Origin of the sequence: Paenibacillus popilliae ATCC 14706, from assembly GCF_000315235.1 — a bacterium.
Classification (GTDB): Bacteria; Bacillota; Bacilli; order Paenibacillales; family Paenibacillaceae; genus Paenibacillus_B; species Paenibacillus_B popilliae.
This window is the reverse complement of sequence record NZ_BALG01000016.1, coordinates 29,867-44,870: the sequence shown is the minus strand read 5'-3', so window position 1 is coordinate 44,870 and position 15,004 is coordinate 29,867. Positions and strand designations below refer to the sequence as shown.

Annotated in this window: 12 protein-coding genes; 2 read left to right on the top strand and 10 right to left on the bottom strand. The window is 55.3% G+C overall.

What is annotated here, in order from left to right; all coding sequences use genetic code 11:
* Positions 1–455: 455 nt before the first annotated feature.
* From PPOP_RS01355 to PPOP_RS01335, 5 genes are all read right to left on the bottom strand, one after another.
* Entirely contained in the window at positions 456–2,024 is a 1,569-nt protein-coding gene (locus tag PPOP_RS01355) for a coproporphyrinogen III oxidase (protein ID WP_006284208.1), read from the bottom strand.
* A 118-nt stretch (positions 2,025–2,142) separates the two neighbouring features.
* Positions 2,143–2,562, bottom strand: a complete 420-nt coding sequence (locus PPOP_RS01350) for a hypothetical protein (RefSeq protein ID WP_006284207.1) — start codon at positions 2,560–2,562, stop codon at positions 2,143–2,145.
* 130 nt (positions 2,563–2,692) lie between these two features.
* Positions 2,693–2,836 (bottom strand): hypothetical protein, encoded by a 144-nt coding sequence (locus tag PPOP_RS23245; RefSeq protein ID WP_199898928.1) that lies wholly within the window; start codon positions 2,834–2,836, stop codon positions 2,693–2,695.
* 157 nt (positions 2,837–2,993) lie between these two features.
* On the bottom strand, positions 2,994–3,437 hold the full coding sequence (dtd, locus tag PPOP_RS01340) for a D-aminoacyl-tRNA deacylase (RefSeq protein WP_042226937.1): 444 nt from the start codon (positions 3,435–3,437) through the stop codon (positions 2,994–2,996).
* A gap of 107 nt (positions 3,438–3,544) precedes the next feature.
* The gene (locus PPOP_RS01335; protein WP_006284203.1) at positions 3,545–5,722 is read right to left on the bottom strand and encodes a RelA/SpoT family protein; all 2,178 of its coding nucleotides are present in this window, start codon (positions 5,720–5,722) and stop codon (positions 3,545–3,547) included.
* Between the two features lie 225 nt (positions 5,723–5,947).
* On the opposite strand from PPOP_RS01335, the gene uraA reads away from it, so the two are divergent.
* Positions 5,948–7,216, top strand: coding sequence for a uracil permease (gene uraA, locus PPOP_RS01330; protein WP_006284201.1), 1,269 nt, complete (start codon positions 5,948–5,950; stop codon positions 7,214–7,216).
* 217 nt (positions 7,217–7,433) lie between these two features.
* Here the strand turns inward: uraA and PPOP_RS01325 are convergent, their stop codons facing one another.
* The 5 genes from PPOP_RS01325 to PPOP_RS01310 all read right to left on the bottom strand — a co-directional run bounded on the left by PPOP_RS01325 (position 7,434) and on the right by PPOP_RS01310 (position 13,152).
* Entirely contained in the window at positions 7,434–7,949 is a 516-nt protein-coding gene (locus PPOP_RS01325; protein ID WP_006284200.1) for an adenine phosphoribosyltransferase, read from the bottom strand.
* Positions 7,939–10,392, bottom strand: coding sequence for a single-stranded-DNA-specific exonuclease RecJ (gene recJ, locus PPOP_RS01320; protein WP_006284199.1), 2,454 nt, complete (start codon positions 10,390–10,392; stop codon positions 7,939–7,941). Before recJ ends, PPOP_RS01325 begins: the two co-directional genes overlap by 11 nt.
* A gap of 264 nt (positions 10,393–10,656) precedes the next feature.
* Positions 10,657–11,565 (bottom strand): protein translocase subunit SecF, encoded by a 909-nt coding sequence (gene secF / locus PPOP_RS19240; RefSeq protein ID WP_006284197.1) that lies wholly within the window; start codon positions 11,563–11,565, stop codon positions 10,657–10,659.
* Positions 11,555–12,835, bottom strand: coding sequence for a protein translocase subunit SecD (gene secD, locus PPOP_RS19235; RefSeq protein ID WP_006284194.1), 1,281 nt, complete (start codon positions 12,833–12,835; stop codon positions 11,555–11,557). Before secD ends, secF begins: the two co-directional genes overlap by 11 nt.
* A 104-nt stretch (positions 12,836–12,939) precedes the next feature.
* Positions 12,940–13,152, bottom strand: a complete 213-nt coding sequence (locus PPOP_RS01310; RefSeq protein WP_199898929.1) for a post-transcriptional regulator — start codon at positions 13,150–13,152, stop codon at positions 12,940–12,942.
* A 242-nt stretch (positions 13,153–13,394) separates the two neighbouring features.
* On the opposite strand from PPOP_RS01310, the gene spoVB reads away from it, so the two are divergent.
* Positions 13,395–14,996, top strand: a complete 1,602-nt coding sequence (gene spoVB / locus PPOP_RS01305; RefSeq protein WP_042226933.1) for a stage V sporulation protein B — start codon at positions 13,395–13,397, stop codon at positions 14,994–14,996.
* Positions 14,997–15,004 lie beyond the last annotated feature (8 nt).

Genomic DNA, 15,004 nt, shown 5'->3' with positions numbered 1-15,004 from the left:
GTCAAATCCAATCACCCGTGGTGCCACCCACATTCCGCCGTCCGCTCTCCTTGCCGGCCCATCTGCCTCCGGATCGCTTCCCACGCTTCATTTACGTATAACGCACGTCAGGCGCCGTACGGCTACACATCCATTCCGTTCCGAATGGAATTCGCCGCCGGTTCTCGGGGATGTCCTTCGTCCGTCCGTCATCAAGGTTCTTCCAGCCGTGGAACCTCTCTCTGCGCATGTGGGGCGGGTTACTTGTTCCCGTCATTGAATCGGGTTGTTATGTCGGAATATAATGACATTGTAAGGATGTAACATGCTAAAGTCAAGAAAAAAACCTACATCAGATGTAGGTCCAGCAACAGAATATATTTTAAAAGGGGGTCATGCATTAAGTATAGGGCGACAATATTAAAAAAACATGAAGTAAAGATTACAAACAGATTACAAAAAAGCAAACGCTTCCTTTAGGCCTCTTTGAACAACTCCTCCATCATTTCTATTTTTTTGCGCGTCACTTCCACAACATTGTCATGATATACTTTCGGTTCCTTCGGGTTGGCGAAGCGCGTTATCGCGCCGGTTCGCGGATGCACCCATTTGGAGGATGCGCCGCAGCCCAGGCCCAGAATCGATTGAATTTCTTCGATAATGAGTATATTGTACAGACTCTCGGCTCCCGGCATCGCATAACCGACGTTTTCCAAGTTGCCGAGGATATTTTTCTGGCGGTACAAATAATACGGAACATAGCCGTGTGCGACCGTCCATTCCGCCGCCAGCGTCATCATCCGCTCGACCTCTTCCCGGTCGGCCACCTTGAATTTTTCCGCGCTGCGGTGGCGGGTCATCTCGGAGGCGCGCTTGAACGAGAGCGTATGAACCGTCACCGATTCCGGCATGAGCCGTTCCGTCTCCCGCAGCGTGTAGGCGAACTCTGCCGTCCCTTCCCCCGGCAGCCCGATAATCAGATCCATATTGATATTGTTCATGCCGAGCTCACGCGCTAACTTGTATTTCTCCACGGTCTCTTCCACACTGTGATGGCGGCCGATAATATCAAGCGTCTCTTGAATGTAAGACTGCGGATTAATGCTGATGCGGTCGATATTCCACTTCCGCAGCACGTCCAGCTTCTCCGGGGTAATTGTATCCGGGCGCCCCGCCTCGACCGTAATCTCCCGCACCTGCTCCACATTCGGGAAGGAGGTCACCATTTCCTCATACAGCATGTCCATCTCTTCCGCAGTGATGCTGGTCGGGGTTCCGCCGCCATAGTATATCGTCGTTATCAGAATATTCCGCTCCTTCAGGAAGCGTCCCACCTCGCGCATTTCATAGTGAAGCCCGCCAAGGAACGATTCGACCGCGCCTTGACGCCCGTTAATATCGTACGCGGTGAAGGTGCAATAGGCGCATTTGGTCGGACAGAACGGGATTCCGAGATAAATACTTACCTGGTGCTGAAGCCGATCCAGATCGGGCAAGGCCGTCAATTGCCGTTCCACAATCTGTTCCATCAGCGCGATCTTGCTGTCCGTAATCAAATATTGTTCGCGAAGCATCTTCTTCGCCTCGTCCTGTGACATTCCGCGCCGCCGGGCATCATGCATCAGCTTCGTCGGACGGACGCCGGTCAGGATGCCCCATGGCTGCTCGATGCCGGTCCATGCACTCAGCACCTGCAGCAGCGCATGGGAGAATGCATTCTTTACCTGCTTGCGGTACTGCTCATAGGTCGCTTCCTCCGGAACCGAACGTTCATTGGCGGATTCCAGCGAAGGCCCGTCCTTCCGCTCCAGCATCGCGCGGACGCGAACGCGGCCCGCGGACGCGAGCGGGAACGATGCGGGCGCCAACCCGCCCTCCGGCTCGGTCTGCGCGAGACGGATGACCGCCTCGGCTTCCTCCGCCCGCTCTGTCTCCGGTTGCAGGCTTAGCTGAAACGACACCTCCGGCTGCTCGATAAACAATTGAACAATATGAACCAGCGAACGTTCAAACGCCGCTTCATTGGCGATTAATGTCAAGCGCATTTCCTACAAGCTCCCCCTAACACGGCCCAAGTTGGCTCTTCGTCCCAAAAGGGCGCCCATCCAGGCGGGCGACAGTCCTAATCCTATCATATTCACTTTCCAAAATAAAGTGAAGCTGCTATACCTCTTCTCCCGGATCGAAATATCCGCCGTTCAAGTGGATCATCCGGACGACATCATCATAGACCGCTTCATCCGCCTTGGCGGCGACGACATAGCGCAGCCCGCCAGGCGCCTCCACCCGCTCGGAGGACGCGATGTCCGCCCCCCCTTCGTTATTGGTCAAGTCCGTGGCGGGGGCCTCTTGCCCGCTGTCGCGCGTCGTCACAAGGCCGCCCGGGCCTACGGCCGATACGCCACCGCTATAAGCGGAGCCATTCGCATTGCCGGTTAGGAACGGAGCGAACAGCATCTGCTTGCTGGCAAGCGGGCCTCCCCGTTCCCCGACCTCAATATTCGTCGCGCCTGCTGCGACAAGCTGTGTCCGCAGCGTTTCCGCCTCGTCCTCCGTCCGCGTATATGCCTGAATTCGTTTCATCTTCCGTCACCTCGCCGTGTCCTGGTATCGTATTTTTCACCCTATCCTCATCCTGTATGCCAAATTCACCCCAGCCAGCAATGCCCGGCCCCTTCCTCATGGAAGAAGACCGGGCATCGAATGGCCGCGGCTATCGCTTTACATTGGCACCTTGGCGGCGAAGAGCGTCCTGCTCGGCCTGCTCCTCCTGCGCGAGTGCAACCGCTTCCTTGACTGATTGAACGGCTGCCCAGGTGCTGTACTGGATCGCGAGCTGCTGCAATGATTGTCGCACGATAAGGCTCCTTTCCATAGCTGCCGGCCGTCCAGCATGCAAGGCGAAGCATCCGGTCGGGCAGGGCAGCACGCTTAGGGTTCCTCCCTAGTATGGGCCGTATCGGCGATCAATTATTCCGGCTCCCCAGGCTGAGGGCAAGCTTGTCTGCCGTAGACTACTCCCGGCTGTCCACGATGAGCGTGACCGGCCCCCAGTTCACCAACTGCACATCCATCATCGCTCCGAAGCGGCCGGTCTCGACGACGAGCCCCAGTACGCGTAGCCGCTCATTGAAGCTGTCATAGAGCCGCTCCGCCTGTTCGGGCCGCGCGGCAGCCATGAAGTTGGGACGCCGTCCTTTGCGGCAGTCGCCGTACAGGGTGAATTGCGAGACGGACAATACCGCGCCGCCTATTTCCTGTACCGACAGGTTCATCTTCTCCGATTCATCCTCGAAGATGCGCAGCCCGGCAATTTTGTCGGCCGCCCAGTGCGCGTCCTGTTCCGTATCCTCATGCGTCACGCCGACGAGCAGCATCAAGCCTTGCCCGATGCTCCCGACCAGCTCTGTCTCAACCGTTACGGCGGCTTCCTTGCACCGTTGAACTACGATTCGCATACGTACTTATCATCCTTCCTGCAACAATTAAACTACTTATTGACTCGCCTCATGAACTTAAGAAGTGTTCAAAACTTCTTATAACACGCCAAAAAAGTGCAGCGATCTTACTGCATGATCCGCTGCACCGTATACACGTCCTTCACCCGCTTAATCTTTTCGACCACCGATTGGAGATGTTCGGTATTGCGGATGAGAATCGTCATATGAATCATCGCCAGCCGATTGCGATCCGAACGGCCCGAGACGGCGGCGATATTCGTCTTGCTCTCGGAAACAGCCTGTAGCACCTCGTTGAGAAAGCCTCTCCGATCCATGCCGGTAATCTCGATGTCAACACTGTAATTCGCCTCAGGGGAATCACCCCATTGTACATCGATAATCCGTTCCGCCTCTTCCCCGTCGATCGTCGTCGGGATATTCAGGCAGTCGGCCCGGTGGATCGAGACGCCCCGTCCGCGGGTAACGTACCCGACGATCTCATCGCCAGGCACTGGATTGCAGCAGCGGGCGAAGCGAACGAGCAAATTGTCGATGCCCTCTACTTTGACGCCATGGGCAGGCCTGGATTTACGCTCCGGTTCCTTCTTGACTTCCTTGACCTCGTTGGTCAATTCGATCTGGTTGGCCTCTTCCGTTTCCTTGCGCAGCTTTTCCGTCAAGCGGGTCACGATCTGGGAGGCGGTAATGCCGCCGAAGCCGATAGCGGACATCATGTCATCGATATCGTTGAAGGTGAACTTCTTCGCGCCCTCGAGCAGTTTGTCGTCGCTCATCCAGGCCGACGGCTCCAGCCCCAGTCGCTTCAATTCCCGTTCGATTCCTTCGCGTCCTTTTTGCACGTTCTCTTCCCGCTTCTCTTTTTTGAACCACTGCTTGATTTTGGAGCGCGCATGGGACGACTGCGCGATGTTAACCCAATCCGCGCTCGGCCCGTAAGAATGCTTCGACGTCAAAATCTCGACGATATCGCCTGTCTTCAACTGGTGATCGAGCGGCACGATGCGGCCATTCACCTTCGCCCCAATGGTCCGGTTCCCAACCTCCGTATGGATGCGGTACGCAAAATCAAGCGGCACAGAGCCGGCCGGAAGCTCGATGACTTCTCCTTTGGGCGTGAATACAAACACCAAATCGGCGAAAAAATCCATTTTGAGCGATTCGACAAATTCCTGTGCGTCGTTCGTCTCCTGCTGTAAATCTAGAATTTCGCGCAGGAACGTCATCTTCTCTTCGAAGCTGCCCGAATGGAATCCGCCCTCTTTGTACGCCCAGTGCGCCGCAATCCCGTACTCGGCCGTGCGGTGCATCTCCCAGGTCCGAATCTGCACCTCGGTGGGCTCCCCCGTCGGACCGATGACCGTCGTATGGAGCGACTGGTACATGTTCGTCTTCGGCATCGCAATATAGTCCTTGAACCGGCCCGGCATCGGCTTCCATAGCGTGTGAATAATGCCGAGAGTGGCATAGCAGTCTTTGATATTATCGACGAGGATGCGAATCGCCAGCAGATCGTAAATTTCATTGAACCGCTTGCTCCTGGCCGTCATTTTTTTATAGACGCTGTATATATGCTTCGGTCGGCCGGACAGATCGGCGATGATGCCCATCTCCTCCAGCTTCTCCTGAATGCGCGCGATAACGTCGGTAATAAACTGCTCCCGCTCGGCACGCTTCTTATGCATGAGGTTGGCAATGCGGTAATACTGCTGCGGATTCAAATAGCGAAGCGCAATGTCTTCCATCTCCCACTTGATGGCCGAGATTCCGAGCCGATGGGCGATGGGACAGAAGATTTCCAATGTCTCATAGGCGATGCGCCGTTGACTCTCTTCCGATTGGTACTTCAGCGTCCGCATATTGTGAAGCCGGTCCGCCAGCTTGATGACGATAACGCGGATGTCATTGGCCATGGCCACGAACATTTTCCGGTAATTCTCGTTCTGCTGCTCTTCCTTGGATCGGAACTGAATCCGTTCGAGCTTCGTTAATCCATCGACCAGCATCGCGCATGTATTTCCGAATTTGGTGCGCACTTCCTTCAGGGAGACGGATGTGTCCTCCACGACATCGTGCAGCAGCGCCGCTACGACTGAAGTCGGATCCATCTGCATGCCCACCACGATGTCGGCGACAGCCAGAGGGTGCAATATATAGGGTTCGCCGGATTTCCGGACCTGCCCCGAATGAGCCTGCTCCGCGAATAGATACGCTTCGCGGACGCGATCCAGATCCGATTCTTTCATATACGCCGAGGCCTTCTCTAATAAATGCTCGATGCCCATTGGAGTCGTTTCGGTTCCTTTCTTCAGTCGGGGAGCATATCCGCCAGACTACAAATTTATATCCTTTAATTATGCCTTTATTCGGTGTCTCCCGTCAATGGTCTTCCTGGGCTTTCCCGATCATAGGCCGAATAGCATGTTAATTATATAGTTAGATCTAAGGGATACTATCCAGAAACGGATTTTGACAATGACAACAATAACATATAAAGGAGTGTATTCGACTTGCAACGCGACATTCAAGTACATGAAAAACTGGCTGTCGGACCCGGACTGCTGCTAAGCATCCAACACATGTTCGCCATGTTCGGATCGAACGTTCTAGTGCCGAACCTGTTCCACGTCGATCCAGGCATCGTACTGCTCATGAACGGATTGGGCACCCTCTTCTATCTTCTGCTGTGCCGGGGACTCATCCCTGCCTTTCTTGGATCGAGCTTTGCATTCATTTCGCCGGTTACGGTCGTTCTCACCGGCAATGGCGGCAGCTACGCCCAAGCGCTGTCCGGCTTCATCGTATGCGGACTTATCTTCGTGGCGGTCGCGCTCATCGTGAAGTGGGTCGGCACTCGCTGGCTGGATATACTCTTCCCGCCGGCCGCCATGGGGGCTATCGTCGCGGTCATCGGCCTCGAGTTGGTTCCGGTCGCTGCCGGGATGTCGGGCTTTATTCCAGCCAATCCGGGAGACAGACTTGATGCAACGGCCATTACGCTGGCCTGCGTCACGCTCGGCGTGACCGTGCTCGGCAACGTGCTCTTCCGCGGATTCTTGAAAATTATTCCTGTCCTCATCGGTATTATTTCCGGTTATGTCGTCGCTTATTTCATGGGGATGGTCAACATGGAATCAGTCCGGGATGCCGCCCTGTTCAAAATGCCGACATTCACGCTCCCTGAATTCAACTGGACGGCGATCGCCATTATTGTGCCTGCGGCACTGGTCGTCGTTGTGGAGCATATCGGCCATTTGATGGTAACTAGCAATATTATAGGCAGCGATCTATCCAAAAATCCGGGACTTCACCGCTCCCTGCTCGGCAACGGGCTCTCGACCATTTTCTCCGGCTTCCTCGGCTCCACGCCGAACACGACGTACGGGGAGAACATCGGCGTCATGGCGCTTACCCGCGTCTATTCTGTATATGTGATCGGCGGCGCAGCGGTTATGGCCATAGTCATGTCCTTCTTCGGCAAAGTCTCTGCCCTCATCGCCAACATCCCGGTTCCCGTCATGGGCGGCGTATCCCTGCTGTTGTTCGGGGTCATCTCGGCATCCGGACTGCGGGTGCTGGTCGATGCCAAGGTCGACTACGGCAAGCCGAAAAATCTGCTGCTGACGACGCTTATCATCGTCATCGGCATCAGCGGCGCCACCTTGAAGCTGGGAGCTGTTGAATTAAAAGGAATGGCGCTGGCCACGGTGCTCGGCATCATGCTCAATCTGTTCTTCATCGTCATTGACAAGCTGGGCTGGTCTAACGAGCAAGCCTGATGTATGCAAGAAGGAGGTGTACCAAAAGTCACTGAAAATGACCTGGGACACCCCTTTTCTCAAAAATGTAAAACAAAAAGAAATCGTTTTTTCGCAGCCTCGAGGTCGGGTGGCCTACCCTTGCCCACAATTTGCCAAAATGGGCAGCGATGAAGCAAAAAGGTCGAGTACGGGAAATAATAGAAACCCTAGCTCGACCTTTTTTCACTTCTAACGGCTATCCGTAAGTCACCAGGGAACGCACATCAATATCCGGCAGCTTGGCGCGACCGTTCAGGTCGCCCAGTTCGATCAGGAACAACGCCCCGACCACTTCTCCGCCCAATTGGCGCACCAGATTGACGGCCGTCGAGATCGTGCCTCCGGTTGCCAGCAGATCGTCGGCAATCAACACCTTCTGCCCCGGCTTGATCGCATCCTTGTGCATGGCCAGCTTGTCGCTGCCGTATTCCAGCGCATAGCCCGCTTCGATCGTCTCGCCCGGCAGCTTGCCGCTCTTGCGAATCGGGACGAATCCGGCCCCGATCGCCAAGGCAAGCGGAGCGCCCACGACGAACCCGCGCGCCTCCGGACCGGCAATCAGATCAATTTGCTTATCCTCGACCATCTGCTTCATCGCGGTGATCGCGGCCTGATAAGCCGAACCGTCCTTCAGCAGCGTCGTAATATCTTTGAAGCTGATTCCCGGCTGAGGAAAATCGGGAATGACCCGAATATACGATTTAAAATCCATCTGAACTCCTCCTAAGTAATGAAACATCGCGGTCTTCGTCCCAGCAGGACCACAGCCATGCCGCAAACTCCTCTGTCGCTGGCTCATACCAGCACTGCTCCCAGGAGGCTGCGGCTACCCAATCCCGGTAACATTGAGAAGCCTCCAACAAGGTCTTTGCCGGCTGTGCCGCCATTTCGAAAGTCGTTGTATGTCTATGATGAGTGCAAGATAAAAATTGCAGTTCCTGAAACATATCGAGCAGCAGCATAAATTCCCTCGGGGACAAGTTGACGCGCTTGGCCAGCGACCGCATCGGCTCGGGTTCATTGGTCCATGTATGTACCCGTCTTAATTCAGCATAAGCCCGCTTGATTCGATCGCGCGTCGGCGTATGAAGCCGCCCCCCGATCGGTTCGCGCGGCAGCACGACATGCAGTCGTTCCAAATGGCGAAGCTGGCGCGTCAACCGCCTCATTTCCAGCTTCGACGGCGGCATCCCGAAGAGCACTAGCTCGCGAACGCGCTCCGACATCGCGGCGACGAACGACTCGTCTCCCTGCCATGCGCCCGGAACGACAGCCGGTCCGTCCTCCTCGTCGCTGTACAGCCACGCGAACGATTCCGCAGCATGCACGCCCGCCTGTTCGCGGGTCGTAACGAGAACGCTTGCCCCGTCTCCATCCTGCTCCAATATGCGCGCCAGTTGGACGACCGTCTCCCAAGCCTCCGGGATCCCCCGTAAATCGAACAGCTGCCGCTCCTGGATTCGGATATCCTGCATGAACAACTGCGGCCTGCGCCGGCCGTTCCATTCATTGACGGACAACTCGCCCAGCACATCCGCCTTCACGTCACTCGCAATCCTTCGGGCCAAGCCCCCCCGGTGAAAAGCTACCGCATCCAATGTAGCACGGTCTTGGCTCAACATCAACTTCAAATGTTGGCCTTCCTTACCCATCGTCCGGATCTCGCGCACCCGCGCGTTGCGGATGACGACCCGTGGGCTCGGATTGCCCATGCCGAACGGGGCCAATTGCTCCATCTGGTCTATCACTTCCAGTGGAATCTCATTCAAGCCGCATTCCGCGTCTACTTCAACACAAGGAACGAAGTGCTCCTCTGTCAGTATTCCCTCGGCAATCTCTTGCAGGCGCCGCTTCAGCTCCGCGAGCTTATCTGCCTGAATCGTCATGCCGGCCGCGGCCTGATGACCGCCATAATGCTCGAACAGCTCCCCGCAAGCCTGTATGGCCTCGTATAGATCGAAGCCCGGGATCGAACGGGCCGAGCCTTTGCACCATCCCGTCTCGCCGTCGATTCCCAGCACAAAGGTCGGACGGTAATATTTTTCGAGTATTTTGGAAGCGACGATCCCGATGACGCCGACATTCCAGCCCTCCGCGGCCAATACGATGACAGGGGGAGGCTCGCCCGTATCCTCCATCTGCTCCGCCAACTGCGCTTCCGCTTCTTTGACGATACCGTCGACAATCTTCTGCCGCTCCTTATTCAACCGATCCAGCTCCCATGCGAGCGCCTCAGCTTCCGCGTCGTCTTCCGCCATCAGCAATTGAACCGCGATGTCGGCATGATCGAGCCGGCCGCTTGCATTGATTCGCGGAGCCATCGAGAAGGCGATATGCGTCGACGTCACTTCCTTCGGATCGATGCTGCATACTTGTAGCAGCGCCCGAATCCCGGCATAGCGGGAACGCTTCATCCGCTGCAGGGCCGCACGCACAAGAATGCGGTTCTCATCCAGCAGAGGCATCAGATCGGCGACAGTGCCGACGGCGGCCAGCTCCAGCCACTCCTCGGGAATCCGCCCGAGCAGCGCGTGCGCCAGCTTGAAGGCCACCCCGACACCGGCCAGCCCTTTGAACGGATAAGGGCAATAAGGCAGCTTCGGATTTACTAGGGCGCAGGCGTCCGGAAGCTGCTCTGGAGGCTCATGGTGATCGGTCACCACGATATCGATTCCGAGCTCGCGCGCATAGGCGATTTCCTCTACGGCGCTGATCCCGGTGTCGACCGTCACGACGAGAGTGACGCCGCGAGCCCGCGCGTCTTCCAACGCGGCCTTATTCAGCCCGTACCCTTCGTTCGCCCGGTGCGGGATATAATAATCGAAATCCGCCTCCAAGTGGCGCATCAAATAAATCATCAGCGATGTGCTCGAGACTCCGTCCGCATCGTAATCGCCATAAATGCGAATGCGTTCGCGGGTCGCAAGCGCTGTTCGGATTCGGACCACCGCGTCTTCCATTCCTGCCAATAAATACGGATCGTGCATCTCATCAATATCCGCATGCAAAAACCGGTGCGCTTGCTCTGTGTCTGAAATCCCCCGTACAGCCAGCATACGGGCAACCAGCTTCGAGACCCGGGCTTCCTGGGCCAACTGCTCGATATCGGAATCCGGCACGTCAGAACAGATCCACCGGGAGCGTGGATGAAGCATCCTCCCACTTCCTTTAACATCCTCATTGCAGCAGCGTCAGACTCTCCCCCAAACGCTGCATTACATGATTTTTGATTTACACTGATTTTATTTTCTTCTTCATGATGAAGAACATGGTCCATTGGTATGTTCTTGCTTGCAACATCAAAGCCGCGTCAGCATACTGACGCGGCTTCATCTTTATGCTCGCCCGCAGGCTGCGGCAGAGAAGCCAAGCAGGGTATCGCTCCATTGCCGCCCCATTCTTCGGCTTGAAGTTGGCGGTTACGCCTGCTTCGGCTTCGCCGGAGACTTGGGCTTGTTCTTCTCCTTGCTCTTCAATACGGCCCACAGCGGGCTCGCGATGAAGATGGACGAATAAGCGCCGAATGCCAAGCCGATCAGAATGGCCAGCGAGAACATGCGAATCGACTCGCTTCCGAAAATAAACAGACAGAGGGCCGCCACGAGAACGGTCAAGACCGTATTGATGGAACGGGTCAGCGTCTGATAAATACTGTCGTTCACGAGGTGGGACAAGTCCTGCATATTTTTGATCTTGGCAAATCTCATATTCTCGCGAATCCGGTCAAAGATAACGATCGTATCGTTGATGGAATACCCGATGATGGTCAGCACCGCGATAATGAACGGCAGATTGACCTCAAGCCGGAATATCGAGAATATGCTGATAACCATAAACGCATCATGCAGCAAAGCGATGACCGCCGAGATAGCGAAGCGCCATTCGAAGCGGATGCTGATATAAATAATGATGCCCATGCTCGCAATCAGGACCGCGAGCAAGGCATTGCGCTGCAGCTCGCGTGCAATCTCGACATCGACCGTACTGATTTCGAAGGAAGCGCCCGCATCCAGCTGTTTGAAATCAGCCTTGAACTGGTTCTCCATCTGCTCGGTCAGCACTTCCGTGAACCGGACCGTCATCCGGTCACTGCCGATCGTAATGGTCGGCTCCTTCTTCAATTGGTACGGAGCGAGCATTTGCTCGACCTGGGCTCTCTCCACCGGCTTCGTGAGCGTAATGTCTACGTTCGTGCCCGAGCTGAAGTCTACCCCGTAGTTCAAACCGAGGACGCTAAGCGAGATCGCGCCGACAATCGTAATGATGATAGAGAAAATAAAGAAGTATTTGCTTGAATGAACAAAGTTAAACGTTCCTTTAGAGCGCACGGATTTCACTCTCCTTCACGCCGAAGTATCCCGGTTTGGCCAGCACATTCGCTTTGGCCAGCGCATGCAGCATGACGCGGGAGAGGAATACGTTCGTGAAAATACTGACGATAACGGTCATCATTAGGATAAGCGCAAATCCTTTGACTTGGCTCTCACCCAAAATGTACATGACGACGCCGACAATAATCGTCGTAATGTTCGCGTCCATAATCGTCCGGAACGAGTTCTTGGAGCCTGCCTTCATCGCGGATTTGATCGACTTGCCGCTGCGCAGTTCCTCCTTGATCCGTTCAAACGTAATAATATTCGCGTCGACGGCCATGCTGAGGCCGAGGATGAAAGCCGCAATGCCCGGTAGCGTCAGCGTAATCTCGGACAGCCAGAATACAATCAGCAGAATCCATGTAAACAAAATCAGCGAGAAGCTGGCAATGACGCCAGGCAGGCGGTAGATGACAAGCATAAATAACAGAATCAGCGCCGTGCCGATTAGTCCGGCCTTCACTGTCTGCTCCAGCGACATCTTGCCAAGCGTAGCTGTTACGGTCTGCGAGTACTTCTCGGTTAGCTTAAGCGGTAAGGAGCCGAGATTAATCATATCCTTCAGCTCGTTCGCTTCCTCCTTCGTGCTCTGGCCGGTAATCGTCGCTTCCCCGCCTGGTATCTCATTATTGACGGACGGATCGGAGATGAGGGTGTCATCCATAAAAATCGCCAGACGGTTGCGCGCTTTCGTCATATCCGGATCATACAAACCGGCGAGACGTTTTGTAATTTCGGCGAATTTGCTTGCATCCTTCAACTTAATCGATACGATCGGACGCTGCAACTCGTCATATACGACGCTCGCTCCGCCCTCGACGAAGTCCGTTCCTTTCAGTTCAATCTTGCAGTAATCGGACGCATCCTCACAGCCTTCAGAGCTGCGGAACGTAAGAACAGCCGGCTCTTTCAGCTTCTTCCGCACCTCTTCCTCGTTCTGAACGTCCGCAATCTTGACGCGGATCCGGTCCGTACCTTCGATCGTAATCTCCGGTTCGCTCGTACCGGTTGCGTTAATCCGTTTATCCAGACTTTTGGCAGTCTGTTTAAGCGCATCGTTCGTTACTTGCCCGCCCGATTCCAGCGGAGAGGCCTGGTATAAAATCTCGAAGCCCCCCTTGAGATCGAGTCCAAGACGTATGTTGTTGACGATCGAAGGGCTAGTCCAGACAATGACACCTAGCGATACGACAACGATGAGCAGAAATGCGAACACCCTTTTCATATCGTCCCTATTCCCCTTTCTTTTTCCTTTTCAATATTCCTATTATATCGACCGTCATTTTTCGAGTCAATTTTTGTGTGATCATAACATAAAAAAATCTCGCCTTATAAAAAGGGAGACCCGCGATAAGCCGCCATCGTCATAAAGTTCATGAATTGCGTTGCTTTCAAAGACAAAATATCATTGACGACCTGATACATGGCCGGCTCAGCGCCTTCTTTGTTATACTTGGCACTGACGCACTCCCACACATCCTTCCCCGTTACCTGCTCGTAGCCGAGCAGCCTGAGTTCCTCCGCCTTGCTCTCACAGCACATTTTGATCGCATCGATCCGCTCCTGCTCCGTACATGGCTCAGACACGCCGCTCACTCCTTTTTTGTGTCTATCTATTATTCGCGCTCCTTCACTCAATTCCTGCTTCACGCCCCATAGCAATCCTTGCCTCTTCTGACCTTCCTTTTCCATCGGCACAAGCCAATCGTCATGGAATGGGGACAACCGCATATTTATGGTTATATCAGGTAGACAAGTCCGCAGGGAAGAGGGATGATCGGAACGTGAAGAAGCAGTCATTTATACAGGGAACGCTGATTTTATTGGCCGCAGGCATTTTGAATCGCATACTCGGGTTCATTCCGCGCGTTACTCTTCCGCGGATCATCGGGGCGGAAGGAGTAGGAATCTATCAGCTCGGCTACCCCTTCCTGCTCGTCATCATTACGTTAATTACAGGCGGTGTTCCGCTCGCCGTAGCGAAGCTGATCGCCGAGGCAGACTCTGTTGGGGATCGGGCCCGTGTGCGCCGCATATTATCGGTCGCCATGAAGCTGACTGTCAGTGCGGGCATCGTCTTCTCCGCCGCCTATCTCATGCTCGCGCCATGGATGACATCCCTCGTTCTAACCGATACCCGGGTGTACTATACGCTCCTTGTCATGACGCCAATTATCATCATGGTTGCCATCTCCGCGGTGCTGCGCGGCTACTTCCAAGGCATGCAAAATATGGTGCCGACCGCCGTCTCCCAAGTGACCGAGACGTTCATCCGCAGCGTGGCGGTCATCGGCTTCGCCTATCTGTTCCTTCCCTATGGGTTGGAATGGGCGGCAGCGGGCGCCATGGGCGGCGTCGTCGTAGGCGAGCTCGGAGGGCTGATCGTCCTCATCTTCCTAATGCGCTCCGCGCGCAAGCAGAAGGAAAACGGCGCGGCGGACGGCGCTCCGGCTTCACTACATCTGCCGGAGCATGGGGGGGCGCACAAGATAGCTTCCCGCTTGCTCGGCATTGCGTTACCCGTAACGGGAGGCAAGCTTATCGGCTCGTTGTCCTACCTTCTGGAGTCGATTGCGATCGCGCGCAGCCTGGCGGCGGCCGGTGTTCTCACCGCGATCGCCACGGCGCAGTATGGCGCTCTTCAGGGCATGATTATCCCGATTTTGACGCTGCCTGGGGCGCTGACCTACTCCCTCGCCGTCTCTCTCGTGCCTTCATTATCCGAGGCGCTCGGCCGCAATGACATACGCATGATTCACAAGCGGATATACCAGGCGATCCGGCTGGCGCTCGTATGCGGCGCTCCCTTCGCCGTCATCATGTTCGTACTCGCGCTTCCGCTGTGCGTCCTGCTCTATAACGATCCCAGCGTCGCTCCAATGCTGCGGTGGATGGCTCCAATCGCGGTCTTCATCTACTTGCAGGCGCCGCTTCAAGCTGCGCTGCAGGCCCTTGAGCGCCCAGGAACCGCCCTTGTGAATACATTCATCGGAGCCGCCCTGAAGCTTCTGCTCATTATTCAGTTGGCGTCTCAACCTCAATTGGGCATTTACGGAGCGATTATCGCGATATGCATGAATGTTGTGGTCGTCACGCTGCTTCATACGGTGAGCGTCATCCGCCATCTTCATCTGCAGATACCGTGGCTCGATTTGATCAAGGTGGGATCGGCCATGTTGATTATGGCAGGCTGCATTCAGGCGCTCTATATGCGTGCGCTGCTGCCGGAAGGCTACAGTGGTCTGCTTCGCTTCATCGCTGCGGGGACGGCAGGGGTCATTGTTTATCTGCTGCTGCTCATCATGATGGGAATCATCGACCGGGATGATGTGACGCGGCTTCCGCGGCTTCGGCAATGGCTACCTACGAAGCCGCATCGCAAATAAGCTTCCGG

Excerpts from the sequence above, each read along its gene's own strand:
- PPOP_RS01355 (WP_006284208.1), bottom strand. The coding sequence starts at position 2,024 with ATGCGCTTGACATTAATCGCCAATGAAGCGGCGTTTGAACGTTCGCTG.
- PPOP_RS01350 (WP_006284207.1), bottom strand. The coding sequence starts at position 2,562 with ATGAAACGAATTCAGGCATATACGCGGACGGAGGACGAGGCGGAAACG.
- dtd (WP_042226937.1), bottom strand. The coding sequence starts at position 3,437 with ATGCGAATCGTAGTTCAACGGTGCAAGGAAGCCGCCGTAACGGTTGAG.
- PPOP_RS01335 (WP_006284203.1), bottom strand. The coding sequence starts at position 5,722 with ATGGGCATCGAGCATTTATTAGAGAAGGCCTCGGCGTATATGAAAGAA.
- PPOP_RS01325 (WP_006284200.1), bottom strand. The coding sequence starts at position 7,949 with ATGGATTTTAAATCGTATATTCGGGTCATTCCCGATTTTCCTCAGCCG.
- recJ (WP_006284199.1), bottom strand. The coding sequence starts at position 10,392 with ATGCTTCATCCACGCTCCCGGTGGATCTGTTCTGACGTGCCGGATTCC.
- secD (WP_006284194.1), bottom strand. The coding sequence starts at position 12,835 with ATGAAAAGGGTGTTCGCATTTCTGCTCATCGTTGTCGTATCGCTAGGT.
- PPOP_RS01310 (WP_199898929.1), bottom strand. The coding sequence starts at position 13,152 with ATGTGCTGTGAGAGCAAGGCGGAGGAACTCAGGCTGCTCGGCTACGAG.